Below are 25,032 nucleotides of genomic sequence, written 5' to 3' on the forward strand. Positions count from 1 at the left end.
TTGTTCCCCCTTGATCAGTCATATTTGAATTTGGTTTCCGCAATGCGATACAGCGGTTGCCAGACGAAGATGATGCACAGCGCCACCAGCGCGCACATCGCGGCGCAGCCCAGTGCGGACTCCGGGTTCTTGCCGGCGTCGGTGACGACGGAAATGAACGCGCCCAGCCCGGTGGCGCTGAGGGTGGTGCTGCCCCACTGGATCACTTCGGCGGCGATGGCGCTGTTCCAGGCGCCGCCAGCGGCGGAGATGATGCCGGTCACGATGTAGGGGAAGATCGCCGGCAGCATGTAGTAGCGCCACCAGCGGAAACGGCGCAGCCCGAAGGTTTCGCTGACCTCGGTGATCTGCGTCGGAATGGCGGAAACGCCGGCGATCACGTTGAACAACACGTACCACTGGGTGCCCAGCATGATCATCGGAATGGCCCACCAGCCGAGATCCTGATGATAAATGGCGATGAAGGCGGCGATCAGCGGGTAGAAAATGTTGGGCGGAATGGCCGCCAGGATCTGGATGATCGGCTGGAAGATCTTCACCAGGCGCGGATTCAGGCCGATCCACACCCCCAGCGGCGTGAAGATCGCCACGCTGAGCAGCATGGCCGCGGCCACGCGCGCGGTGGTGAGCAGCATCCACTCCGGCAGCATGGCGAAGTACTGTTTGGGGAAGTATTCCCACAGCCGGTAACCGAACCAGACGCAGGCCAGCACCACGCCGAGATACCACAGGCTGCGCCACAGCCAATTGCCTTTGGCGGCGAGGCGAAACAGGCGGTGCAGGCCGAGGGCGTACCACAGCCGCGGCAGCTTGAACAGCCACAGATCAGCGAGCGCGCGCAGCGTGCGGCCGAGCGCCGCGCCGACGTGCGAAAAGGCCAGACTGTTGTAGAACCACGGATTGCCGAGCGCCCGATTGGCGGTGACGTCTTCGTATTTGAAGCGGGCGGTGTAACGCACCAGCGGGCGGAAAACCAGCTGATCGAGCAGCACGATGTTGGCGGCCAGCGCGACGATCGCATACAGGATCGCCGGCACGTTCTGCTGCGCCAGCGCTTCGGCGATATAGGAGCCGACGCCGGGCAGTTCGACCGAGCGATCGCCGACCGGAATGGCTTCGGAGGCCACCAGGGCGAACCAGGCGGCGGATTGCGACACCATGGCGTTCCACAGCAGGCCCGGCACCGAATAGATGAATTCCAGCCGCCAGAAGCGTTGCCACGGGTTGTAATTGAAGCTGCGGGCGGCTTCGTCCAGCTCCTTGGGCACGATGCGCAGCGTCTGATACAGCGTCAGCATCATGTTCCAGGCCTGGCCGGTAAACACCGCGAAGATGGCGGTGCACTCCAGCCCCATCACGCTGTGTGGGTAGAGGTTGAGAAAGTACACGGTCGTGAAGGTCAGGAACCCCACCAGCGGCACCGACTCCATAAAGTTGACGAAGGGCAAGATCACCCGGCGCAGCGGCGCATAGCGCGCGGCCAGCACGGCGAACACCACAGAAAACAGCAGCGACCAGGCCATGCCGAGGAGAAAACGCATGCTGGTTCTGAGCGAATAATAAAGCAGGTTCCAGGCATCGAGACTAATGGCAGAGACGTTTTGTTCATTGAAGTCGCCGTGCATGTCGCCCCACGCGCGAATAAAAAAGGCAATGAAGAAAACGCCGATGGCGATAACGATAAAGTCATTTAAATAAGACTTTCTGAAAACAGATGTACCCCGGTTATTTTGCATAACGCAATACCTTATTTTTCCCATAAGAAATCCGTCGGCGCTCGGGTAATAGGCCCGGCGACATCAGATAAATACCGCCACAGCGGTTGAGACAAACGTTGTTTTCGCAGCGGGCGATGGGCGGGCAGGCAGAGCGGGAAAGGCCGTCAGAAGGGGAGCGGTTGCCGCATTCCGTGTCTTTCAGAATGCAACGTGGATGGCATTACTGAAAGGTGCCCAATAGCATTAGCGTAAAACTAAAACTTTCATCGCCCATAGGGCCCTCCTCGGTTTAAATATGGCACGGAGAGGGTAATGTGTTTTGCTAATAAAAAGCAATTGGCGGCGCGCGGTTTTTACGGTTGATATGTAACAGGATGAATATTCATTTTTTAATCGCTATATTCAGAAAATAAAATAACCTATTTTGATGGCGGTAAATGCGGTGAAAATAAATCGCGGCGAAATAAAACGGCGCGCCTGAATACCGCGCGCCGTAACATTAATAAACCTGCCTGCCGTTGATGCCGGCGGGGAAAATGCCGGTGGCGAAAATATGCCCGTTGGCCTGGATCTGGTCGTCGGGCAGCATCTCCAGCGGAAACTCGGCCGCCAGGCAGTTGAGAAAGGCGTTGCGATCGTCGGTGGTGGTAAAGCCGATCAGATCGTAGAACAGCAGCGAAGCGATCAGCTGGCGATGTTCCGGGATGCGCCGCAGCAGCGCCGCCGACGGGAACGGCAGATGGAAAAAGAACGCGCAGTCGTTCAGCAGCCCCTGTTCCTTCAGCGCCTGGGCGCAGGGCAGCAGTTGGTAATCGTCGATGCAGACGATGTCGCCCGGGCACAGGTGTTCGCAGGCGATATCGGCGAAACGGCGATTCAGCTGCCGGTAGGCGCGGTAGTTTTCCGGCGTGAAGTGCGCCTTCTCCGGCTGGTTGTGGAACACCGGCCACAGGCCGTCGTGGTAGTAGCCCTGATAGTGGCGGCGAAACTCTTCGATCGACAGCGGGAAGGTCACCTGATCGTAACCGGCGTCTTGACGGCAGTGGATCGGGCGCTGCGCGAAATTCTGCACGTCGCCGTTCCAGCCGAGCCACAGCCCCGGTTCGGCGTCGGCCGCCAGCGTCCGGCCGGCGCAGGCCAGATCCTTGCCGTCGCACTGCTTGTTGGAAATCAGCACCAAACGAGACATGGGGGTCTCCTTATCAGTGAAGGGCGCGCCAGGGCGCTTGCAGCGCGGGCAGCGTGACGCGCAGGCCGCGCAACGCCGGATGCGCCAGGCAGCAGCGCGTCAGCCAGCTTCCCAGCCCGACGCCGCGGTATTCGGCGCTGACGAACAGTTCGCTCACCGAGGCGAAGGTGGCGTAATCGGTCACCATGCGGGCGAAGCCGAGCTGGTGGCGTTTGCGATACAGGCCGAAGCACAGGCCGTGGCGCGCCAGGCGCTCCGTCGCCGCCCGATCCGGCAGGCTGAGAAAACGCTGGATCGCGTCGATATCCAACAACTGCCGGTCGGTGCTGATATGAAAAACGCCTTTGCGCCAGCAGAGCAGCGGCTGTGCGGGCGCCCGTTGCGGTTGCATGTTCATGATTATCCTTAAGTTAACGAATCAGTGGGCGGTTACAGCATCCAGCCGAGTTCGGCGGCGGTGACCTGTTCCTCGAAGCGGCGCAGTTCGGCGCTTTTGCAGGTGTGCCACAGGGTGCAGAACGCCGGGCCGAGCAGTTCGCGCAGCGGATCGCTGTGGCGGAACAGCGCCAGCGCCTCCTGCTGGCCGAGCGGCAAGGGCGCGGCGTTGTCGCTCTCGCAGCCGTTGGCGGCGGGCGGCAGCGGCAGCGGGTGTTCCAGCCCGTGCAGCAGGCCGCCGAGCATTACCGCCAGCGCCAGATAGGGGTTGGCGTCGGCGCCGGCCAGGCGGTATTCGATGCGCTGGTTGGCGCTGTCGGCGCAGGGCAGGCGCAGCGCCACCGTGCGATTGTTGTGGCCCCAGGAGGCGCGCAGCGGCACGTGCATGCCGGGGCGGAAGCGGCGAAACGCGTTGATGTTGGGCGCCAGGATCGCCATCGACGCCGGCATCAGCGCCAGCATGCCCGCCATCGCCTGCTGCATGTTGTCGCTCAGTTCGCCCGGCGCGCCGGTCAGCAGGTTCTCGCCGTGCTCGTTCTGCAGGCTGATGTGAAAATGCAGCCCGCTGCCGGCGGCATGGGCGCAGGGCTTGGCCATAAAGCAGGCGTGCTGGTGATGTTGCTCGGCAATCTGCCGCGTCAGGCGCTTCAGCGCCATGATCTGGTCGCAGGCTTCCAGCACGTGCCGGCTGTGATGCAGGTTCAGCTCGTACTGGCCGGAAGCGGCTTCGGCCACCACGCCGGTCAGCGGCAGGCTTTGCAGCCGCGCGTGCCGTTCGATGTCGCTCAGCAGCGCATGGTGGCGCTCGGGCGCATCCACCGCGAAGCTCTGCGTCGGGCAGGCTTCCGCCTCGGCGGGGCGCTGCGGATCCTGCAGGTAGAACTCCAGTTCGGCCGCCACCACCGGGAAGCAGTTGCGCTCGTGCAGGCGCTTCAGCACCCGTTGCAGCACCACACGCGGCTCCAGCTCGCAGGCGTCGCCGTCGGCGTTTTGCATCGTCAGCAGCAGCTGGGCGTGGCGTTCGGGATCGCGCGCGCAGGGGCGCAGCGTGCCGGGCACCGGCAGGCACAGCCGATCCGGCTCGCCCGCCCGTTGCCCCAGCCCGCTTTCTTCAATCACCCGGCCGTGCAGATCCAGGGCGTAGATCGACAGCGGGAAGTAGCAGCCTTTTTCCAGGCCAAAGGCTTCGGCGATCGGCAGGCGCTTGCCGCGCAGCTGGCCGTTCAGATCGTGCAGATAAATATCCAGCTGTTCGGTATCCGGATAGCGCTGCAGGTAGTGTTCCAGCTCTTTGCGGAAGGTGCGAGTCGGCGATGCGGGCAGCTCCGCCAGCAGAGGATTGAACCCGATGATATTAGAATGCATGGCGCGCTCCAGAACGAAGACCAGTCACGGCCAGAGGCAGGGATAAACGCATGAGACAACTCTCTTGTGAGGCCATAGCGGCGATGTGAAAAGGGTATCTGCGGCGGCAAAAACTGTCTGTAAAAACGCCGTAACATTAACGGGGCGCGGAATAAAAATGCCGTAAAGAGCGCGGCGGGTTGGCCGGGTCGGCACGGTCTATACTGGCGAGACGGGCCGTAGAAGGAGAGATAACGATGAAGAGAATAGGGCTGCTTATCGCCGCGCTGGCCGCGTTCCACGCCACCGCGTCTTCCCCACAGGCGTGGGCCGAGAGCGAACGGGCGATGCGCGCCGCCTGCCTGAAAGCCAGCGGGCTAAAAAACGCCAGGGTGGAAGGGGAGATTATTCACTACGGTGATGACGTCGGCTATTCGGCGCTGTTTATCGGTGGGCGCTACCCACAGCCGTTTATGAAAAACCAGCCGGGCAGGGAGCTGTGCTTATATCAGCGCGCCACGCAGAAGGCGGCGGTGCAGGCGGTGGAGGGGGAATAAATAATCCCAGTCTCCTTACTGTAGCTGTATTTCTCCCTTGGGATTAATTATTAAGTTGAATTCTTTCATGTATTTACGCCTTTCCGTGTCGTTATTCATCGAGACGCCGAGCAAGACCGAGTATTCTCCCGCAGCCCAGTTTACCTGCGGATAAGTGGCGCATTGTCCCGGTTTCAGGTCGGGCAACGGAGTGACTTCTGGTGAGGCCCAGACGATATGCCATTGCTGTTGTTCCTGTCGTGAGACGATCACCCCCCGGTTTTGCAGGCTGTCACCGCTGCGAACGCTGTTGATGGGCACGGCAAAGCAAGGTTGGTTGTCTTTGAGCGAGACGTCCAACGGATGGTACCAGGGCTGAGTGGATTGGCAGCCGTTCAGCAGCAGTGCGCACAGTAAAGAGAGATAAAGTTTTGTCATAGCAAGGTGTTCCGGTTCTTTGGATTGTTCAGGAAAGCTCGCAATACCCATTCATAACGTTTTTTGATGTCTGGCCCAATAATGCCGCTGTAGTTGGTGGCTACGTGGAAGCGATGGGCGGCACGCTGCGCCTGGACATTGAACGGCCGGGCGGCAAGCACGTCGGGTTTACGGTTTAAGCGCAGGCTGCCCGCCACTCCCCGCCATCTCCCGTTCGATCACCGTCGCCAGCGCCTGCGCGGCGGAAGAGAGTTGGTGCTGCGCCAGGCGGATCAGGCCCACGCGCCGTTCGATGATCGGGCCGATCAGCGGCACGCAGACCGCCCCCAGCTCATCCATCTGTTTCTCGCACAGCGCCGGCACCGCGCTGGCGCCGAGGCCGTTGGCCACCATGCGCCCGACCGTCACCAGCTGGTGGCTTTCAAACGCCACCTCCAGCGCTCGCCCGCTGCGGGCCAGCTCCTGCTCCAGCAGCAGCCGCACCGCCGATGGCCGCTGCAGGGTGATGAAATCCAGCGTCAGCAGCTCCTTCCAGCTTACCTGCGCCTTGCGCGCCAGCGCCGAATCCTTCGGCACCACCGCCAGAAAGCGATCGCGGCACAGCGGGGTGAAATGCAGGGTGTCGCTCGGCTCCGGCTCGAAGGCGATGCCCATCTCTACCCGGCCTTCGCGGATCATTTCAAACACCTGTTCGTTGATGACGTCGTGCACCGCCACGTTGATGCCGGCGTAGCGATCGCGAAACGCTTTGAGGATCGGCGGCAGCGGGTTGCCGGCGAACGACGGCATGGCGGCGATCGCCACCTTGCCCATCTGCAGGGTGAAGCGCTGGCGCATTGCCTCTTCCGCGTTGTCCCAATCCGCCAGCAGCTGGCGCGCCATCGGGAAGAAGGTTTCCCCCTCCGGCGTCAGCGTCACCCGGCGGGTGGTGCGCAGCAGCAGCGGCCCGCCCAGCGCGTCTTCCAGCCCACGGATCGCCAGGCTGAGCGCCGGCTGAGAAATATTCAGCCGCTCGCTGGCCTGGGCGAAATTCAGAGTGTGAGCTACCGCTAAAAACGCGCGTAACTGTTTGATGCTCATTTTCATTTTGGTTGGCGTTAACTCTTTGTTAATTGTCGGTTAACGAGTGATTAATAAAAATTCTAAATGAATGCGGCATAAAAACAAAATTAACAAATCATTTTTGTGACCTGAAGATGCCCTCACGCAAGCCAGGGCATTTCGCCCTGCGCCGCAACATGCAGGGGCAACGATATGGCAGGGCTCGACAAACGCGTCGGCAGCTACCAGGAAGCGCTGGCAGGCCTGACGGACAACATGACGGTGCTGGCGGGCGGCTTTGGCCTGTGCGGCATCCCGGAGAATCTGATCGAAGAGATCCGCCGGCGCGGCGTGCGCGGGTTGACGGTGGTTTCCAACAACTGCGGCGTCGACGGGTTCGGCCTCGGGCGGCTGCTGGAAACCCATCAGATCCGCAAGGTGGTGGGATCTTACGTCGGCGAAAACGCGCTGTTCGAACAGCAGGCGCTCAGCGGCGAGCTGGAGGTGGATCTCACGCCGCAGGGCACGCTGGCGGAGAAGATCCGCGCCGGCGGCGCCGGCATCCCGGCATTCTTCACTGCCACCGGTTACGGCACGCCGATCGCCGAAGGCAAAGAGGTGCGTGAGTTCAACGGCCGCCCCTACATCATGGAAACCGCCATCACCGGCGATTTCGCCATCGTGAAAGGCTGGAAGGCCGATCACTTCGGCAACGTCATCTACCGCCACACCGCGCAGAACTTCAATCCGCTGATGGCGACCGCCGGGCGCATCACGGTGGTGGAAGTGGAAGAGATCGTCGCGCCGGGCGAGCTGGATCCGGCGGCGATCCACACCCCCGGCATCTATGTCGATCGGCTGATCCAGGGCACATTCGAAAAGCGTATCGAACAACGCACCCTGCGGGCATAAGGAGAATTCGCATGCTTACCCGTGAACAAATGGCGCAGCGCGTGGCGCAAGAGCTGAGGGACGGTTACTACGTCAACCTGGGCATCGGCATCCCGACGCTGGTGGCCAACTACGTGCCGGCGGGCATGGACGTGATGCTGCAGTCGGAAAACGGTCTGCTGGGGATGGGCGAGTTCCCGACCGAGCAACAGCTGGACGCCGACATGATCAACGCCGGCAAGCAGACGGTCACCGCGCGCCTCGGCGCGTCGATCTTCGATTCGGCGCAGTCGTTCGCCATGATCCGCGGCGGCCATGTCGATCTGACCGTGCTGGGGGCGTTTGAAGTGGACGTCGAGGGCAACATCGCCTCGTGGATGATCCCCGGCAAGATGGTCAAGGGCATGGGCGGCGCGATGGATCTGGTGGCGGGGGCGGAGAACATCATCGTGGTGATGACCCACGCAGCGAAGGGCGGCGAGTCCAAGCTGCTGCCGCGCTGCACGCTGCCGCTGACCGGCGCCAACTGCATCCGCAAGGTATTGACCGATCTGGCCTATCTGGAAATTGAAGACGGCGCCTTCGTGCTGCGCGAACGCGCGCCGGGCGTCAGCGTGGCGGAGATTATCGCCAAAACCGCCGGCCGGCTGATCGTGCCGGAGCAAGTGCCGGAAATGCGTTTCTGAAACGGGAGGTGAATGTGCAACAACGTGAAGTGGTGATCGTGGCGGCGACGCGCACGCCGGTCGGCAGTTTTCATGGCGCGCTGGCGCCGCTGACGGCGGTGGAACTGGGCACGGCGGCGGTGCAGGGGCTGCTGGCGCAAAGCGGCGTGGCGCCGCAGCAGATCGATGAAGTGATCCTCGGTCAGGTGCTGACCGCCGGCTGCGGGCAGAATCCGGCGCGCCAGACCGCGCTGAACGCCGGGCTGCCGTTTACGACGCCGGCGCTGACCATCAACAAGGTGTGCGGCTCCGGTTTGAAGGCGGTGCATCTGGCGGTGCAGGCGATCCGCAGCGGTGACGCCGACGCGGTGATCGCCGGCGGCCAGGAGAGCATGAGCCGGTCGCCTTACCTGATGGCCGGCGCGCGCGCCGGTCTGCGCCTCGGTCACGCGCAGATGGTGGACAGCGTGATCCACGATGGCCTGTGGGACGCGTTCAACGACTACCACATGGGCATCACCGCCGAGAACCTGGCGGAGAAATTCGCCATCAGCAGGGAAGAACAAGACAGATTCGCGCTGCGCTCGCAGCAGAAGGCGCAGGCGGCGCAGCAGGCCGGGCGTTTCGTGCAGGAGATCACGCCGGTGACGGTGCCGAAGCCGAAGGGCGAAGCGTTGCTTGTTAAGCACGACGAACAGCCGCGCGACACTAGCCTGGAGGCGCTGGCGCGGCTGCGCCCGGCGTTTCGCAAGGAGGGCACGGTGACCGCCGGCAACGCTTCGTCGCTCAACGACGGCGCCGCCGTGGTGCTGCTGATGAGCGCGGAAAAAGCCGCCGCGCTGCGCTTGCCGGTGCTGGCGCGCATCGCCGGTTACGCGTCGTCGGGCGTCGATCCGGCGATCATGGGCATCGGCCCGGCGCCGGCCGCGCGCCGCTGCCTGGAAAAAGCCGGCTGGCGGCTGGAGGAGGTCGATCTGATCGAAGCCAACGAAGCCTTCGCCGCGCAGGCGCTGGCGGTGGGCAAAGAACTGGGCTGGGAGGCGGAGCGGGTCAACGTCAACGGCGGGGCGATCGCGCTGGGGCATCCGATCGGCGCGTCCGGCTGCCGCATTTTGGTGTCGCTGCTGTTCGAAATGCAGCGCCGCGGGGTGAACAAGGGGCTGGCGATGCTGTGCATCGGCGGCGGGCAGGGCGTGGCGCTGGCGGTAGAGCGCCCGTAAACAACCGAGGAAGGCACGATGCAGTCATCTGACTATGCGGTACTGGGCGCCGGGCTGATGGGGGTGGGCATCGCCACCCACTTTATTCGCCACGGCCATGAGGTGCTGCTGTATGAACCGGATCCGCAGCGCCGGGTGGAAGCGCCGGCGGTAGCGAGCGGCATTCTGGCCGAGCTGAGCGACGTCGGGCAGTTTGATCGCGGCGAACGCGAAGCGGCGCTGGCGCGGCTGCGCGTGACCGGCGATCTGAACGCGGTAGCGCGCGCCCGGCTGCTTATCGAGGCGATCCCGGAACGGCTCGAGCTGAAGCACGCGCTGTATGAGCAGTTGGAAGGGCTGATCGCTGACGACGCGGTGATTGCCAGCAACACCAGCGGCTTGCCGCCGGACGAGCTGGCGGCGCGCATGACCCATCCGCAGCGGCTGCTGATCGCCCACTTTTGGCACCCGCCGCACCTGATCCCGCTGGTGGAGATCGTGCCCGGCAGCGCCACCGAGCCGCACCATCTGGCGGCGGTGCAGGCGCTGCTCGGCGAGATGGCGCTGGAGGCGGTGATGCTGGAACGCGCCGCGCCGGGGTTTGTCGGCAACCGGCTGCAGTTTGCGGTGCTGCGTGAGGCGCTGCACATCGTCCACAGCGGCATCGCCAGCGCCGAGGTGGTGGATCAGGTGATGCGCGCCTCGCTGGGGCGGCGCTACGCCATGGTCGGCCCGCTGGAGGCCGCCGACATGACCGGGCTCCCGACGGTGGCGGACATCGCCCGCCACCTGTTCCCGGAGCTGGCGACCGGCGACGAGATGATGGCGCTGGTGGAACAGCGGCTGCAGCGCGGCGATATCGGCCAGCGCAGCGGCCGGGGATTTTATCTTTGGGATGAAGCGCGCAGGGAACGCATTCAACGGCGACGGGCGCATCAGCTGCGCTTTGCGCTGAAACCGTAATTTCGCACGCCGTACCTGACAATAACAACGATAGCGAGGTGCCTGATGAGCGTTTTGATTGCCCTGGCAGCACTGGGATTACTGATGCTGGCCGCCTACCGCGGCTACAGCGTGATTTTGTTCGCCCCGATAGCCGCGTTGGGCGCGGTGCTGTTGACCGACCCCGGCGCGGTGGCGCCGACCTTCACCGGGCTGTTTATGGAGAAGATGGTCGGCTTCGTGAAGCTCTACTTCCCGGTGTTCCTGCTGGGGGCGGTATTCGGCAAGCTGATCGAGCTGTCCGGCTTCTCCCGTTCGATCGTCGCGGCGGCGATCCGCATTCTCGGCCGGCGTCACGCCATTCCGGTGATCGTGCTGGTGTGCGCGCTGCTGACCTACGGCGGGGTATCGCTGTTCGTGGTGGCGTTCGCGGTTTATCCGTTCGCCGCCGAGCTGTTCCGCCAGAGCGGCATCCCCAAGCGGCTGATCCCGGCCACCGTGGCGCTCGGTGCCTTTTCCTTCACCATGGACGCCTTGCCCGGCACGCCGCAGATCCAAAACATCATCCCGACCAGCTTCTTCGGCACCAACGCCTGGGCCGCGCCCTGGCTGGGGCTGATCGGCTCGCTGTTCATCATCGCGGTCGGCCTGCTGTATCTTGAACGCCAGCGGCGCAAGGCGCAGCTGAAAGGCGAAGGGTACGGCACCGAGCTGCTGAACGAACCGGAAACCCCGGACGATATCAACCTGCCTAATCCGCTGATCGCCATCCTGCCGCTGATTTTGGTCGGGGTATTCAACCTTGGCTTCACCCATTGGATCCCGCAGTGGTACGGCGCCAGCCACGAGCTGACGCTGCCGGGGCTGGCCAAGCCCATCACCACCGATGTGGCGAAGATCACCGCCATTTGGGCGGTGGAAGCGGCGCTGGTGTCGGGTATTCTGCTGGTGGTGGTGTTCGGCTTTCGCAATATTCGCGGCCGGCTGGCGGAAGGCAGCAAGACGGCGGTCGGCGGCGCGATCCTGGCGGCGATGAACACCGCCTCCGAATACGGCTTCGGTGCGGTGATCGCCGCGCTGCCGGGCTTTTTGGTGCTGTCGCAGGCGCTGTCGGCGATCCCCAACCCGCTGCTGAACGAAGCGATCAGCGTCACCCTGTTGGCCGGCATCACCGGATCGGCTTCCGGCGGTATGAGCATCGCGCTGGCGGCGATGTCCGACAGCTTTATCGCCGCCGCCCATGCGGCACAGATTCCGCTGGAGGTGCTGCACCGGGTGGCCTCGATGGCCAGCGGCGGCATGGACACCTTGCCGCACAACGGCGCGGTGATCACCCTGCTGGCGATCACCGGCCTCAGCCACCGGCAGGCCTATGGCGGCATCTTCGCCATCACCCTGATCAAGAGCGCCGCGGTGCTGTTCGTGATCGGCGTGTTCTACCTGACCGGCATTGTTTAAAGGAGCGATACCATGAGTGTACAAGGCAAGACCGCGCTGGTGACCGGCTCGACCAGCGGCATCGGCCTCGGGATAGCGTCCGTGCTGGCCGCCGCCGGCGTGCGCGTGATCCTCAACGGCTTTGGAGATGTGGAAGCGGCGAAAGCGCAGGTTGCCCGGCTGGGCGCCGCGCCGGGGTATCACGGCGCCGATCTCGGCGATGCGGCCCAGATAGCGGACATGATGCAGTATGCCGAACGCGAGTTCGGCGGCGTGGACATTCTGGTGAACAACGCCGGCATTCAGCACGTGGCGCCGCTGGATCAGTTCCCGGTGGAGAAATGGAACGCGATCCTCGCCATCAACCTGTCGGCGGTGTTCCACACCTGCCGGTTGGCGCTGCCGGGTATGCGCGAGCGCAACTGGGGACGCATCATCAACGTGGCGTCGGTGCACGGGCTGGTGGCGTCGAAAGACAAGTCGGCCTATGTGGCGGCCAAGCACGGCGTGGTGGGGCTGACCAAGACGCTGGCGCTGGAAACCGCCCGCACGCCCGTGACCTGCAACGCCATCTGCCCCGGCTGGGTGCTGACGCCGCTGGTGCAACAGCAGATCGACAAGCGCATTGCCGCCGGCATCGATCCGCAGCGGGCGCGCGATGAGCTGCTGGCGGAGAAGCAGCCGTCGCAAGCGTTCGTCACGCCGGAGCAACTCGGCGAGCTGGCGCTGTTCCTGTGCAGCGATGCGGCGGCGCAGGTGCGCGGCGCCGCCTGGAACATGGACGGCGGCTGGTTGGCGCAGTAGTGAATTCTCTCTCGGAGCGCGCAACGCGCTCCGTCGTTATTTCCCGCCTTTAATTAATTCCCTCGCGTGACGGTTTACCTGCGGCAATAATATTTATTTGTTATTTGCTATCTTTATTCCCAGATAATCACGCCGGGTTATTTTGGGTAAAAAATGCGGATTGGTTTATTTCGTGCTGCGGTTATTACATTATTTTTCTCCGTGTTACAGGTGAACACGTTTCTGCTGAAAATAAGCCCAACCTGAAATAATGGCAGATTATGACGTGAATTTTTATATCTTGCGTGCGCTGTTGACATCGGGTAATTATTTCCGCGTGGCTTAAGACCACCGTGTTTATAACAATAATTTTTTCGGGCAGGGGTAATAATGAGAAAGAATACAACGCCAATATTCATTGGCGGCGTCTTGCTGTCGGCGTTATCCGCCGGCGCACAGGCCGAGATCACCATTCTGGATAAAAACCCGCAGAGCAATGTGTTGCTGGCGCCGCTCAGTTTAAAGGTGGGCGGCAGCATTCGCCCCGAGTGGATCTTCAATAACGGCCCGGAGCCGGGCTATGACAAAAACGGTCACGACGGCGGCACGCGTTTTCGCTTCAGCGGCGACTATGCGCTGACGCAGGACACCTCGATCATCGGCTATTACGAGTGGGGCGTCGATCTGGCGCACGCGCTCAGCTGGGACGGGCACTACAATGAGGACGGCAAACGCGACTATCAGCGCCAGCTGTACGCCGGTTTCAAGGACGATCGTTACGGCACCCTGACCTATGGCCACCAGTACGGCATCTATTATTCCGTGGTCGGCATCAAAAGCGACGTCTGGGATAACGACGGCCACGCGGGCGGCACCGGCATCGGTATTTCCGGCGATTATGACGGCGGCAATAAACCGAAAAACAGCATCAAATACACCAATGATTTCGGGCCGGTAACGCTGTACGCCAACTATTTATTGCCGGAAGACGATCTGCACACCGCGGATAACCTGATTTACCGCCGCAAGGGCGGTGGCGGGCTGGGCTTCGATTATAAGGTGACGAAGGATTTCACCTTCAGCGCCGCCTACAGTTATACCGACGCGAAGATCAAAGATAATCTGTACAACGAAAAGGATTATCACCAGCAGCTGTCCGGCACTGCGTTGACCTGGCAGCCGAACAACTGGTACATCGTCGGCACCGCCAGCTATTACAAAGACTATGTGCCGAGCACCCGCCAGCGCACGCTGTCGCACTTCTTCGCCGGCGACGGCTACGGGCTGGAAGGCTTCGTCGGTTACACCTTCAATATCGACAAGCCGTTCCTCAAATCCGTTCAGCCTTACGTCGCGGCGGACTCGCTGCGGCTGAAAGGAGACGAGGCGTATCACGCCAACCACGTCTACCTCGGCGCGGGCACCACCATCGGCTACGGTCTGTCGGTGTATGTGGAGCGCACGCTGGCCAACAGCAGCGACAACGAGCCGGATTCCACCTGGATAACGGTGTTCTACGACTTCTGATCCGCCTCTTGCCAGGCCGGCGCGGGCGCCGGCCGTTCACATGCTGATCGCGCCGCCCGGAGATTGCCCGGCGGCGTTGCGTTCCGCCAGGTAGCGCGCCGGCGGTTTGCCCACCGCCTTTCTGAACATGGTGACGAAGCCGCTGGCGCTCTCGTAACCCAGATCCAGCGCCACCGTCTGTACGCTCTCGCCCTGCGTCAAGCGCTGCAGCGCCAGCATCACGTGCAGCTGACGCCGCCAGTGGCCGAAGCTCATGCCCATCTGTTGTTGCAGCGTGCGGCTGAGGGAGCGCTCACTCATGCCGATGCGCTGCGCCCACTGGCCGAGGGTGGATTTGTCCGCCGGGCAGCTCAGCATGCCTTCGGTCAACTGCCGTATGCGCGCATCGTCGGATACCGGCAGATGCAGATTCTCGATCGGTGCGGCCACCAGCTGATCCAGCAACACCGCCGTCAGGCGCCCTTCGGCGCCCTGTTCGTCGTAGAGCGGTTCGAAGGTGGTGGCCTGCAACAGCAGTTCGCGCAGCAGCGGCGAGACCGACAGCGTGCAGCAACTCTGCGGCAAGCCGGCGACGACGTGTTGATCGACGAACAGGCAGTAAGCTTCGGTCGAGCCGGCGCCCTGGGCGTTGTGCAACACGTTGCCCGGCATCCACAGCGCGCACTGCGGCGGCACCAGCCACAGGCCGTTTTCCACTTCGCAGCGGATCATGCCGCGCACGGTATAGATCAGCTGCGCCTTTTGATGACGATGCGGCTCGACTTCCCAGTCCTGCTCGATGGTGGAACTCTGCACGGCGAACAGCGGGCGCGGCACCTGATCGATATCGATATTGCGGCGTGGGATCTGGACTTTCATGAGAACAATTCTCAATTTGGCGGAATTGAAAAGTATTATGTCCTGATTGCGCAATGTGGTCTAGCGCCGGTGCCGATAAAGTAAGCGCCAGTCCTAAACCCTTTCGCGAGGAAACTGATTATGTCACTCGATACCGCCGATTTTCCGCTGGTGTGGATGCGCCGAAACGGGCGCGATACCCAGGCCGAGCTGGCTGAATTCAGCGCGCTGCTGGCGCGCGCCGAGCCTTTCGTCCTGATGACCGATCGCAGCGTCGGCGATGAAGGTGAAGAGCACGATCGCGACGCCCGCACTCAGGTAGCGCTGTGGAAGCGCGATAACCGCGCGGCGCTGAAGCGGTGGGCGAAAGGCATGATCATGCTGGAACCGGACGACGCCAAACGCGCGGCGGCGGAAGCATTCGCCGAATACGGCGCCAAATTCTGGGGCTATCCGGTACTGGTGGCCGCCGATGAAGCCGCAGGCCGGATGTTGGCGCTGACATTACTGAGCAAATAAGGGGAACACCATGCACCAGCAACAGGTGATTGAGCAGCTGCTGGCCTGGATCGAGCAGAGCCTGGATCAGCCGCTGACGCTGGACGACATCGCCGCCAGGTCCGGCTATTCCAAGTGGCATTTGCAGCGGATGTTCAAGCAGCACACCGGCCATATCCTCGGCACGTACGCCCGCCGCAGAAGGTTGACCGCCGCCGCGCGCGAACTGCGCCTGACCGGCACCAGCGTGGCCTGTATCGCCGATACGTACCAGTTCGATTCGCAGCAGACCTTCACCCGCTGCTTCCGCAAGCAGTTTGGTCTGCCGCCGGCCAGCTATCGTCGCAGCCAGGATTGGTCGAGCTACGGTCTGCAGCCGCCGCTGCGGCTGACCGAAGCGCCGCTGCCGCAGGCCGATATCGTGACGCTGCCCGCCATGCAGCTGGTGGGCAACACGCAACGCCGCAGCTTTACGCTGGGGCAGTTGGCGGCTTCCAAATGCGAGCTGCGTCGCCATGCCTGGCGGCAACTGCTGCGGCCGCAGACGCTGCCCGAGGTGATGTATGGCCTTACCAGCCTGGAGATCGACCGGCAGCGTCGGGGCTGCCCGCGCATGGCGTATACCGCCGCTTTGCCGGACGAAGGGGCGGTGGGGGAACGGGTGACCATCGAACAGGGGGAATACGCCCGTTTCACCTATCAGGGGCAGGCGGAAGGGTTACAAAACTTTATTGTCCGGCTGTATGACACCGCCATGCCGCAGATGAACGCCATCCGCCGGCCAGGGCAGGATATCGAGCGGTTCTACCCGGCGCAGGAGGGCAGTTGCCCGCTTGGCGGCGCGGCGATCCGCTGTGAATATCTGATCCCCATTCGGCGGGCGGAGGCGCTGGCCGCCGCCAGTTAGGCGGCGGTTCTCGCAGAAAATCGCCTTCGTGGCGCGTCAGGTTACAAAAAATTGCGATATTACATCGGTAATGGTTCACACTTTGATTGATGTGCACATATAATGCGCATCCGGTCAAATCCCCCTGGTTTTTCAGGCCGCAGCGCCGTTGGCTGCCGGCTGAAATTCAACGGGGCAAAGTGGCCGTAGAAACCAATACCCATAATCGCCAGTGGCCTTGACCAACACGAAGATGAAAATGAGCATTCGCGCGTTATTAACCCTGTTTACGGCACTGGTTGCATTCAGCCAGGCTGCCTTCGCCGTCGTCTACCCGCTGCCGCCAAAAGACAGCCGTTTGGTGGGCGAAAATATCCAAATCACCGTACCGGAAGACAGCAAACTGCCGCTGGAGAGCTTCGCCGCCCAGTATCAGATGGGGCTGAGCAACATGCTGGAGGCCAACCCGGGCGTGGATCCGTTCCTGCCGAAGGCCGGCAGCACCCTGACCATCCCGCAACAGCTGATCCTGCCGGACGCGCCGCGTGAAGGCATCATCATCAACAGCGCCGAAATGCGTCTGTACTACTACCCGAAAGGTTCCAACACCGTCGTGGTGTTGCCGATCGGCATCGGCCAGCTGGGTAAAGACACCCCGCTGAACTGGACCACCACCGTGCAGCGCAAGAAAGACGGCCCAACCTGGACGCCGACCGCCAAAATGCGCGCCGAATACGCGGCAGACGGCGAGATCCTGCCTGCGGTGTTCCCGGCCGGCCCGGATAACCCGATGGGGCTGTATGCGCTGTATGTTGGCCGCCTGTATGCCATTCACGGCACCAACGCCAACTTCGGCATCGGCCTGCGCGTGAGCCACGGCTGCGTGCGTCTGCGCGCCGACGACATCAAGTACCTGTTCCAGAACGTGCCGGTCGGCACCCGCGTGCAGTTCATCAACGAACCGATGAAGGCCACCGTCGAACCGGACGGCTCGCGCTACGTGGAAGTGCACAACCCGCTGTCGGCCAACGAAGAGCAGCTGCAATCCAAGGATCCGGTGCCGCTGACCATTTCCGCGCCGGTCGGCAAAGTGCTGATGGACGCCGGCGTCAACCAGAGCGAAGTGGATGCGGCGATCAAGGCTCGTTCCGGTATGCCGGTGAAAGTGAACTGATCGCCTCGGGCTTCAGTGACAATACCAAGAAGACGCCTGCGGGCGTCTTTTTTTTATGAACCGAAGTGCTGTCAGGATATTTGCGCCGGCGCGTCTCCGGGATTAACGGTTTTTTTATTCCCCGCGCGTCAAAAATAAAATAGCCGCCGCGCCGGCGGCCATTTTATTTCTATTACAGGCTGCCGCCGACCGAGGTCGAGGTGGAGCCGATCGTCTCGCGGAAATGTTTAGCGTAGTCGGCCACTTCCTGCTGCGTATGCGTCAGGCCATAAAGACCCAGCCCCACACCGCCTGCAACGCCGCCGATGATGGTGCCGACCAATTGGCCGACCGCACCGGCAATAAAGCCGCCTGCGCCTGCGGATTTGCCTGCAATCAGCGCGCCGGTCATGGCGCCGTCCAACAGCCCATCCCAGGCCGCGTTCAGATCGCCACCGCTAACGTACTGTTCTTCATATTGACTAAGTACTTTCATATACAATCCTTATAAATAAAAGGGTGACTTAGTGGGTTTAATTAAATTCTAAAATAACGCCGTAGCGCTATTTCACTTTAAAAATATAACAGCTGATATTTGATTGGCAATATTCTATTCAATGAAGGGTATTATTTGGTTAAATATAGGCGCATTCATTTTTGGCGAGTGTTTTAAAGAGGGGGATTGGGAATGTTCTTGGGAAAAATAGCAGATATCGCTGGAAGGTGAGAGGCAAAACCGCTGCCGCTTGGCGCGGCTTGTCACTATTTTCACATTTATTGTCTCGTCATCCGCGCGGCGTTAGGCCCACATTGCAATTATTCCGATAAAAACTATCGCTAATTAATGGGTTATATAGCCCTTGCCGTCGTCAGTCATTGAAAAAATTCTCGCAAAAAATTCGCACTGTGAAAATAAGATCACACAAGCGTAACAAAAGGTAAACAAACCCCTCCTATATTGGCTGCTTCGCTTTTGTGAGGGAGTGTCATGCGTAACTGGAACGAACCGAAAAAGAACAAAGCGCACATCGAACTGATCCCGATGATCGACGTGATGATGTTTTTATTGGTGTTTTTCGTCTTGATCAGCCTGAACGTCATTCCGGCGCTCGGGTTGAAAACGCAGCTGCCGTCCGCCGGCAGCGCGCAACAGCTGAAACCGCAGAAGAAAGCGATTATCACGCTGGGGGCCGACGAACAGCTGCAGCTGGATGGCCAGCCGATCGCGCTCGACGCGTTGGTCACGACGCTCAAGCAACAGCAGCAGGCCAACCAGACCACCACCATCATCGTCAACAGCGACAAAGGCGTGGCGGTCGAGCGGCTGGTGGCGGTCATGGATAACCTGCGCCAGGGCGGTTTCTTCTCCGTCTCCATCGCGACACGGAAGCTGTGACATGTATCTGCTCTATCGCTCACGTCATCTTTTCAGCTGGTTGCCGGCGCTGATTGTCGCCGGCTGCCTGCTGTTCGTCAGCCAGCAGGCGGCGCTGAAGATCCAGCCGCGCTACGACGAAACCGCCATCGAACTGGCGCTGGTGGAGCCTGAACCGGCGCCTGAACCTCAACCGCAAATGCCGCCGGACCCCCAGCCCGAACCGCCGCCGCCCGAGCCGGAGCCGATCCCCGAACCGGTGGTGCCGGCGCCGGAACCGATCGTGGAAGCCAAGCCGGTGCCGAAACCGCAACCGAAGCCCAAACCCAAGCCGGTGAAAGAGAAAGCCAAACCGGTGGAAAAGCCTAAACCGACGCCGGCGCCCGCCGCGCCGCGCGCGCTGGTCAGTAAACCGGCGGCGCAACCCGCACCGGCCGCCCCGGCGGCGCCGAAGGTGAATGCGCAGGCGATTGAAAACGGCTATCTGCTGGCCTTGCGCCGCGAACTGGAACAGCGCAAGCGCTACCCGACCGGCCGTCAGGCCTCCCTCGAGCGCCCGCAGGGCAACGTCGAGGTATGGCTGGAGGTCGATCGCAGCGGGCGGGTGGTCTCTTCCGGCATCGCCAACAAAGCCGCCAGCATGCTGCTGAATCGCGCGGCGATGAGCAGCCTGCAAAGCATCAGTTCAGTGAAGCCATTCCCGAGCGACGCGTTCGCCGGGCAAACAACCAAAAGATTTACCGCGACGTTCAATTATCAGGCGCCTTAGCGCAAGGGTTAATCGTTTGATTTTTAAGGGATGCACACCATGAAATCGTTCAATCGTTCTGGGATCTATCTGGCGGTGATGTCGGCGATGCTGCCGGGCGCCGCGCTGGCGGCCGACGGCACCGACGTCGGCACCATCAGCGTCAAGGGGCAGTCGCTCGGCGGCGGCATGATGGTGCAGGACGACAGCGCCAAGGCGCGCTCCACCGTCACCAAAGAGGCGATGGATAAAATGCCGTCGGCGGCCAACGCCATCGACAAGCTGAAGTTCACGCCGGGCCTCAACGTCAACAGCAATGACGCCAGCGGCCTGAGCGGCGTGGACTACACCATGCGCGGCATGAACTCGGATCAGATCGGCCTGTCGATGGACGGCATCCCGATCAACGACTCCGGCAACTACGCGGTATACCCGAACCTGCTGGGCGATGCGGAGAACCTGGAAGAGGTGTTCGTCACCCAGGGCTCTTCCGAAGCGGACGGCCCGCATATCGGCTCCAGCGGTGGCAACATCGGCCTGGTAACGCGCCGCCCGGCGAAAGACTTCGGCGGTTTCGTCAAGCAAACGCTGGGCAGCAACAGCCTGAGCAAAACCTTCGCCCGCCTGGACACCGGCGAGTACAACGGCTTCAGCAACTGGCTCTCCTATTCGCACACCGAGGCGAAGAAGTGGCGCGGCGAGGGGCGGCTGTACTCCGACAAGTTCGAGATGAACTCGCTGTACGAAGACGGCAACGGCAACAGCAGCAATCTGGTGATGAAGTACAACCGCCAGAACAACACCAACTACAACACCCTGAGCAAGGCGCAGTTCCAAAACGACGGCCGCGACACCGACTATGCCACCACGCCGGAGTACAACAGCCGCGGACAGTTGAACAAGTATTACAAGCTCGAGCGCAACCCGTTCGAGAACTTCACGCTGTCGTTCACCCAGAAGCTGCAGCTGCGCGACAACCTGGCGCTGACCCTGCAACCGTATTACTACTGGGGCAACGGCGGCAGCTTCAACGGTCAAACCGCGTCGGTATTGTCCAGCACGTCGGACAGGGCAGAGCAGTACGATCTCAGCAACCTGAAATCCAACACCTACTACCGCCCGTCGTGGACGCAGACCTGGCGGCCGGGCATCACCACCAAGCTGAAGTGGGACATCAACGATCAGCACAGTCTGGATATCGGTTACTGGTATGAGCGCGCGCGCCAGCTGCAGACCCAGCCGTTCATCAGCATCAAGGGCGACGGCAACCCGTCGCAGATTTGGGGGCCGCCGGGCGGTTCCGATCAGGTGAAGGACGCCAACGGCAACACCGTTCAGGGGCGCAACCAGTACACCATCACCCCGGCGCAGAAGGTGTGGCTGCAGGATACCTGGTTCGCCACGCCGGATTGGACCTTCGTCGGCGGCCTGGCCTATCAGTACGTGGAACGTAAAGGGGACAATCGCGGCAGCCTGTACAACGCGCCGGAGAAACGCAAAGCCACCTATCATGAATTCCTGCCGAACTTCAGCGCCAGCTATAAGGTGAACCAGGAAAACCAGGTGTTCTACAACCTGACGCGCAACATGCGCACGCCGCCGAACTATGTGCTGTACAACGTCGGCGATTCGCTCAGCACCAAGCCGGAGCTGAGCTGGAACCACGAGCTGGGCTGGCGCTTCCAACAGGAAGACATGCTGCTGAGCGCCACGCTGTTCTACATGCGCTACAGCGATCGCCAGATCTCCACCACCAACGCGGCCGGCGACTACGAGATGATGAACATCGGCAACGTGGAGAACAAAGGGCTGGAGCTGGAGTGGAGCGGCCAACTGCCGCATAACTTCAACTACTACACCTCCTATACCTATACCCAATCGAAGCAGAAGAGCGACATCGTCAGCAACGGCGGGTTGCCGCTGCCGACCTCCGGCAAAGAGGTGCCGAACGTGCCGAAAAACCTGCTGAACATGACGCTGGGTTATGACGACGGCCTGTACTACGGCAGCGTCAGCGGCAAGTACGTCAGCGCGTTCTATGGCGATCTGACCAACGACGAGAAGATCGGCGGGCGCACGGTGTTCGATCTGGCGGCGGGGGTGCATCTGCCGGTGGACAAGAAAATCGTCAAAAGCGCCGCGCTGCGTTTTGGCATCAGCAACCTGTTTGACAAGGAATACCTGACCTCGGTGCGCACCACCACCTTCAACGCGGCGCCCTACGGCGGCGTGAAGGCCAGCACCCCGTATTACAACGTCGGCGAAGAACGCACCTTCAGCGTCTCGCTGGAAGCCACCTTTTAACTGAATGCCCCGCCGTCTGCCCGGCGGCGGGGAAGAGGAACCCTGTATGGACGCCAATCTGTTGCACGACATTATTTTCTACGTGATGTACGCCGCGCTGGCGATCGCGCTGGTGATCATCATCGAACGCACGCTGTACTTCGCCTACACCCAGCGTCAGGCGCGCCGGCTGGAGCAGGCGCTGACGCCGGACGTGCGCCGCGCCGCCGATCTGCCCGACGCGCTGACGCAGCGCAACAGCCTGCCGATGGCGGTGATCGCGCCGGTATTGGCGCAGAAGCACCGCGCCGGCGATCGTGAAACGATCGGCGATCTGATCGACGCCCAGTATCTGCTGAGCAAGCCGCCGATGGCGCGCGGCCTGTGGCTGCTGGAAACCGTGGTCACCGCCGCGCCGTTGCTGGGGCTGCTGGGCACGGTGATGGGGATCATCGAAACCTTCAAGGCGCTGGCCGCCTCGGGGGTGTCCGAGCCGAGTCTGGTGTCGGCCGGCATGGGCACCGCGCTGTACGCCACCGGGCTGGGCATCGCCATCGCGCTGCTGTGCCTGGTGGCCAACAATTTCCTGCAGAGCCGTATGGAGCGCATCAACGAACTGCTGAAGGTGCTGCTGATCCGCGCCGGTCAACCGGCGAGCCGTCCGGAAAGCGGCAGCGGCGAACAATGGGTTGACAGCGGAGCGCCGCGCTATGCCTAATGGCCATCCAGTACGGCGGCCGAGAGGCCGCCTTTATACGGCATTGTGGAGCGGTTGTTTGTTGATGTTGAGCCAGAGCGCTGCGGCGCGTTTTGCTATTCCCGGTTACGAGCTGGTGTACACCGCACCGGTGGAAACCGCGCTGCAGGCCGACGACCTGCGCAACACCGCCGAGGTATGGCGCGAGATGTTCGACGCGGCGAAAACCCGCATCGATCTGGGGCAGTTCTACGTGGCGAATCAGGACGGTTCGCTGCTGGACGGCGTGCTGCAGCACCTGAAGGCGGCCGGTGAGCGCGGGGTAAAAATCCGCTTTTTGCTGGAAGAGAAGGGCATTCGCCTCTCCACCGCCGAGACGCTGGAACGGCTGAAGGCGATCCCCAATCTGGAGCTGCGCATCATCCCATACCAGAAGCTGAGCGGCGGCATTCTGCATGCCAAGTATCTGCTGGTGGACGGCGAGCAGGCGTTCGTCGGCAGCCAGAACTTCGACTGGCGCGCGCTGGAACACATTCACGAAACCGGGCTGCGCATCAGCGACGCCAGGGTGGTAGGGCAGATCCAGGTGATCTTCGAACAGGACTGGCGGGCGCAGGCGCTGCTGGCGCAGGATAAGCCGGTGCCGACGCTGCCCGATTCGCCGCCGACGGCGCAGCCGCAGGGCAACTATCTGGTGGCCAGCCCGCGCGCCTACAACCCGGCGGGCGTGCTCGATTCGCAGGCCGAGCTGCCGCGTCTGCTGGCCGACGCCAAACGGCGGGTGCGGGTGCAGGTGATGGACTATGCGCCGCTGTCGTTTGGCCCGGAGCGCAGCCGCCCCTTCTACGCGGTGATCGACAACGCGCTGCGCAGCGCGGCGGCGCGCGGCGTGCAGATCGAGCTGATGGTGGCCAACTGGAACACCAAAAAGCCGGATATCGCCTGGCTGAAGAGCCTGGCGCTGGTGCCGAACGTGCAGATCAAGGTGGTGACCATTCCGCCGGCCAGCAGCGGCTTCATCCCGTTTGCCCGGGTGATCCACAGCAAGCTGATGACCATCGACGATGAGATTGCCTGGGTGGGCACCAGCAACTGGACCGGCGGCTATCTGGACAACTCGCGCAATCTGGAGCTGGTGCTGCACAGCACGGCGATGAGCGGGCGGTTGGACAGGCTGTACCAACAGCTGTGGGACAGCGTCTACGCCGAGCCGTTGAAGCTGGATTACGATTACCCGACGCCCAAACCGGGCGGCGAATCCTGATAATCAGGGCGCGTTAACCCGCGCCCCGCGTTGTTTACCGCCGCCAGCCGGCCTTCTCCAGCGCCGTCACCAGCTGTTCGGCGCTCAATCCTTCCGCCCGATGGCCGTTGCCGCTGACGGTATTGGCCGCCAGCAGCGCATTGACGATCGCCTCTTCCACCGCTTCCGCCGCCGCGGCGAACAGCGCCGAAATGTAGTCGTTGTTCACCATGCGCAGCGGTGTGGTGAAATCGCCTTTATTGGCGTAGTCGGCGGGCGGCAGGCCGTCGTTGCCGGTGGCGAAGGCGATAAAGATATCGCCGCTCGAATCCTCGGTGCCGCCGCCGGTGCGGGCGATGCCGATGCTGGCGCGCTGCGCCAGCCGCGCGCACTGGTGCGGCAGCAGCGGCGCGTCGGTCGCCAGCGCCACCACAATGGAGCCCATGCCGGGATGCGGCAACTGCGGCGTGAACGGCGAGGGGATATGCCCCAGGTGGCGGCCCACCGGGTAACCGCCGACCAGCAGCGACTCGCGCTTGCCGTGGTTGGCCTGCACGATGGCGCCCACCGTCCAGCCGCCTTGATCGGCGGGCAAGCGGCGCGATGCGGTGCCGCTGCCGCCCTTGAACTCATGACAGATCATGCCGCTGCCGCCGCCGACCGCGCCTTCCTGCGGCAAGCCGCCTCGGGCCGCCTGCTGCGCCTGGCGTACGTGCTCGGCCTTGACGTGAAAGCCGTTGATGTCGTTGAGCAGGCCATCGAAGGTTTCCATCACCACCGGCATATTCCAGTACACCGCGTTGTCGCTCGCGGGCAGCGTTTCACGCTCCAGCGCGATCAGCGCATCGCGCACTACCCCCACGCTGTGGGTGTTGGTGAAAGCGATCGGGCTGGTCAACAGGCCCGCTTCTCGCACCCATTCCAGGCCGGTGGCGTCGCCGTTGCCGTTCAGCACGTGCACGCCGGCGAAGCAGGGCGCGTGGCGAGCGGAGCCGGGGCGCGGTTCGATCACCGTCACGCCGGTGCGCACGCTGCGCCCGTCCGCCAAATCGGCATGAAGGCTGGCATGGCCGACGCGCACGCCGGGCACGTCGGTGATGGCGTTCAGCGGGCCGGGCGTGCCCTGGCCGATGGTGATGCCCAGATCCTGAGCGCGCTGCGTCATGG

Annotated in this window: 25 protein-coding genes and 1 pseudogene; 16 read left to right on the forward strand and 10 right to left on the reverse strand. The window is 62.4% G+C overall.

Annotated features, from left to right (window positions below):
- Positions 1-14: 14 nt before the first annotated feature.
- The 4 genes from EDY99_RS23895 to EDY99_RS23910 all read right to left on the reverse strand — a co-directional run bounded on the left by EDY99_RS23895 (position 15) and on the right by EDY99_RS23910 (position 4,707).
- Positions 15-1,736, reverse strand: coding sequence for an ABC transporter permease subunit (locus tag EDY99_RS23895; RefSeq protein ID WP_033641724.1), 1,722 nt, complete (start codon positions 1,734-1,736; stop codon positions 15-17).
- A 481-nt stretch (positions 1,737-2,217) separates the two neighbouring features.
- Positions 2,218-2,907: a trehalose-6-phosphate synthase gene (locus tag EDY99_RS23900; protein ID WP_033651401.1), complete on the reverse strand. Its 690-nt coding sequence runs from the start codon at positions 2,905-2,907 to the stop codon at positions 2,218-2,220.
- Between the two features lie 13 nt (positions 2,908-2,920).
- Complete coding sequence (locus EDY99_RS23905; RefSeq protein ID WP_033641726.1) at positions 2,921-3,304, reverse strand: GNAT family N-acetyltransferase; 384 nt, start codon at positions 3,302-3,304, stop codon at positions 2,921-2,923.
- 32 nt (positions 3,305-3,336) lie between these two features.
- Positions 3,337-4,707 (reverse strand): glutamine synthetase family protein, encoded by a 1,371-nt coding sequence (locus EDY99_RS23910; protein ID WP_123062129.1) that lies wholly within the window; start codon positions 4,705-4,707, stop codon positions 3,337-3,339.
- A 236-nt stretch (positions 4,708-4,943) separates the two neighbouring features.
- Here EDY99_RS23910 and EDY99_RS23915 point away from each other — a divergent pair, with 236 nt between their 5' ends.
- Entirely contained in the window at positions 4,944-5,243 is a 300-nt protein-coding gene (locus EDY99_RS23915) for a hypothetical protein (protein WP_033651399.1), read from the forward strand.
- Positions 5,244-5,258: 15 nt separating this feature from the next.
- Here the strand turns inward: EDY99_RS23915 and EDY99_RS23920 are convergent, their stop codons facing one another.
- The 3 genes from EDY99_RS23920 to EDY99_RS23930 are packed head-to-tail and all read right to left on the reverse strand — an operon-like array spanning position 5,259 to position 6,746.
- Entirely contained in the window at positions 5,259-5,660 is a 402-nt protein-coding gene (locus EDY99_RS23920; protein ID WP_033651398.1) for a putative T6SS immunity periplasmic lipoprotein, read from the reverse strand.
- Complete coding sequence (locus EDY99_RS24720; protein ID WP_164489248.1) at positions 5,657-5,857, reverse strand: hypothetical protein; 201 nt, start codon at positions 5,855-5,857, stop codon at positions 5,657-5,659. Before EDY99_RS24720 ends, EDY99_RS23920 begins: the two co-directional genes overlap by 4 nt.
- Complete coding sequence (locus EDY99_RS23930; protein WP_123062130.1) at positions 5,829-6,746, reverse strand: LysR family transcriptional regulator; 918 nt, start codon at positions 6,744-6,746, stop codon at positions 5,829-5,831. The genes EDY99_RS24720 and EDY99_RS23930 overlap by 29 nt, the downstream gene beginning before the upstream one ends.
- Positions 6,747-6,914: 168 nt before the next feature.
- Between EDY99_RS23930 and EDY99_RS23935 the strand changes: the two genes are divergently transcribed.
- The 7 genes from EDY99_RS23935 to EDY99_RS23965 all read left to right on the forward strand — a co-directional run bounded on the left by EDY99_RS23935 (position 6,915) and on the right by EDY99_RS23965 (position 14,145).
- The gene (locus EDY99_RS23935) at positions 6,915-7,613 is read left to right on the forward strand and encodes a CoA transferase subunit A (RefSeq protein ID WP_004933280.1); all 699 of its coding nucleotides are present in this window, start codon (positions 6,915-6,917) and stop codon (positions 7,611-7,613) included.
- Positions 7,614-7,624: 11 nt separating this feature from the next.
- Complete coding sequence (locus tag EDY99_RS23940) at positions 7,625-8,278, forward strand: CoA transferase subunit B (RefSeq protein WP_089197641.1); 654 nt, start codon at positions 7,625-7,627, stop codon at positions 8,276-8,278.
- 14 nt (positions 8,279-8,292) lie between these two features.
- Positions 8,293-9,477, forward strand: coding sequence for an acetyl-CoA C-acetyltransferase (locus EDY99_RS23945; protein WP_123062131.1), 1,185 nt, complete (start codon positions 8,293-8,295; stop codon positions 9,475-9,477).
- A gap of 18 nt (positions 9,478-9,495) precedes the next feature.
- Positions 9,496-10,419, forward strand: coding sequence for a 3-hydroxyacyl-CoA dehydrogenase family protein (locus EDY99_RS23950; RefSeq protein WP_123062132.1), 924 nt, complete (start codon positions 9,496-9,498; stop codon positions 10,417-10,419).
- 42 nt (positions 10,420-10,461) lie between these two features.
- Positions 10,462-11,856, forward strand: a complete 1,395-nt coding sequence (locus EDY99_RS23955) for a GntP family permease (RefSeq protein ID WP_206424507.1) — start codon at positions 10,462-10,464, stop codon at positions 11,854-11,856.
- A gap of 12 nt (positions 11,857-11,868) precedes the next feature.
- Positions 11,869-12,639 (forward strand): 3-hydroxybutyrate dehydrogenase, encoded by a 771-nt coding sequence (locus EDY99_RS23960; protein ID WP_123062134.1) that lies wholly within the window; start codon positions 11,869-11,871, stop codon positions 12,637-12,639.
- Positions 12,640-13,008: 369 nt separating this feature from the next.
- Positions 13,009-14,145 (forward strand): porin, encoded by a 1,137-nt coding sequence (locus EDY99_RS23965; RefSeq protein ID WP_046688171.1) that lies wholly within the window; start codon positions 13,009-13,011, stop codon positions 14,143-14,145.
- Positions 14,146-14,181: 36 nt separating this feature from the next.
- Here the strand turns inward: EDY99_RS23965 and EDY99_RS23970 are convergent, their stop codons facing one another.
- Positions 14,182-15,003 carry a helix-turn-helix transcriptional regulator gene (locus EDY99_RS23970; RefSeq protein ID WP_046688172.1) on the reverse strand — a complete coding sequence of 274 codons (822 nt, stop codon included), beginning with the start codon at positions 15,001-15,003 and terminating at the stop codon, positions 14,182-14,184.
- 120 nt (positions 15,004-15,123) lie between these two features.
- Here EDY99_RS23970 and EDY99_RS23975 point away from each other — a divergent pair, with 120 nt between their 5' ends.
- The 3 genes and pseudogenes from EDY99_RS23975 to EDY99_RS23985 all read left to right on the forward strand — a co-directional run.
- Positions 15,124-15,501, forward strand: coding sequence for a hypothetical protein (locus tag EDY99_RS23975; protein WP_103101794.1), 378 nt, complete (start codon positions 15,124-15,126; stop codon positions 15,499-15,501).
- A gap of 10 nt (positions 15,502-15,511) precedes the next feature.
- Positions 15,512-16,387 carry a helix-turn-helix domain-containing protein gene (locus EDY99_RS23980; protein WP_033641740.1) on the forward strand — a complete coding sequence of 292 codons (876 nt, stop codon included), beginning with the start codon at positions 15,512-15,514 and terminating at the stop codon, positions 16,385-16,387.
- Positions 16,388-16,619: 232 nt separating this feature from the next.
- Positions 16,620-17,537: pseudogene (locus EDY99_RS23985) on the forward strand (L,D-transpeptidase family protein); the annotation flags it as partial.
- Between the two features lie 175 nt (positions 17,538-17,712).
- Here the strand turns inward: EDY99_RS23985 and EDY99_RS23990 are convergent.
- Positions 17,713-18,015, reverse strand: coding sequence for a hypothetical protein (locus tag EDY99_RS23990; protein ID WP_004933246.1), 303 nt, complete (start codon positions 18,013-18,015; stop codon positions 17,713-17,715).
- A 492-nt stretch (positions 18,016-18,507) separates the two neighbouring features.
- On the opposite strand from EDY99_RS23990, the gene EDY99_RS23995 reads away from it, so the two are divergent.
- From EDY99_RS23995 to EDY99_RS24015, 5 genes are read left to right on the forward strand one after another with little or no spacing between them, the layout of a single operon-like run.
- Positions 18,508-18,915, forward strand: coding sequence for a biopolymer transporter ExbD (locus tag EDY99_RS23995; RefSeq protein WP_021504179.1), 408 nt, complete (start codon positions 18,508-18,510; stop codon positions 18,913-18,915).
- Between the two features lies 1 nt (position 18,916).
- Positions 18,917-19,663 (forward strand): energy transducer TonB, encoded by a 747-nt coding sequence (locus EDY99_RS24000; protein ID WP_069100369.1) that lies wholly within the window; start codon positions 18,917-18,919, stop codon positions 19,661-19,663.
- 39 nt (positions 19,664-19,702) lie between these two features.
- On the forward strand, positions 19,703-21,946 hold the full coding sequence (locus EDY99_RS24005; RefSeq protein ID WP_122016547.1) for a TonB-dependent receptor: 2,244 nt from the start codon (positions 19,703-19,705) through the stop codon (positions 21,944-21,946).
- Between the two features lie 46 nt (positions 21,947-21,992).
- Complete coding sequence (locus tag EDY99_RS24010; RefSeq protein ID WP_123062135.1) at positions 21,993-22,643, forward strand: MotA/TolQ/ExbB proton channel family protein; 651 nt, start codon at positions 21,993-21,995, stop codon at positions 22,641-22,643.
- Positions 22,636-23,886, forward strand: coding sequence for a phospholipase D-like domain-containing protein (locus EDY99_RS24015; RefSeq protein WP_123062136.1), 1,251 nt, complete (start codon positions 22,636-22,638; stop codon positions 23,884-23,886). Before EDY99_RS24010 ends, EDY99_RS24015 begins: the two co-directional genes overlap by 8 nt.
- Positions 23,887-23,920: 34 nt before the next feature.
- Here EDY99_RS24015 and EDY99_RS24020 read toward each other — a convergent pair whose 3' ends face one another.
- Positions 23,921-25,030 (reverse strand): P1 family peptidase, encoded by a 1,110-nt coding sequence (locus tag EDY99_RS24020; RefSeq protein ID WP_047025158.1) that lies wholly within the window; start codon positions 25,028-25,030, stop codon positions 23,921-23,923.
- Positions 25,031-25,032: the final 2 nt, after the last annotated feature.

It is taken from the genome of Serratia sp. LS-1, from assembly GCF_003719595.1.
GTDB classification, from domain to species: domain Bacteria; phylum Pseudomonadota; class Gammaproteobacteria; order Enterobacterales; family Enterobacteriaceae; genus Serratia; species Serratia ureilytica.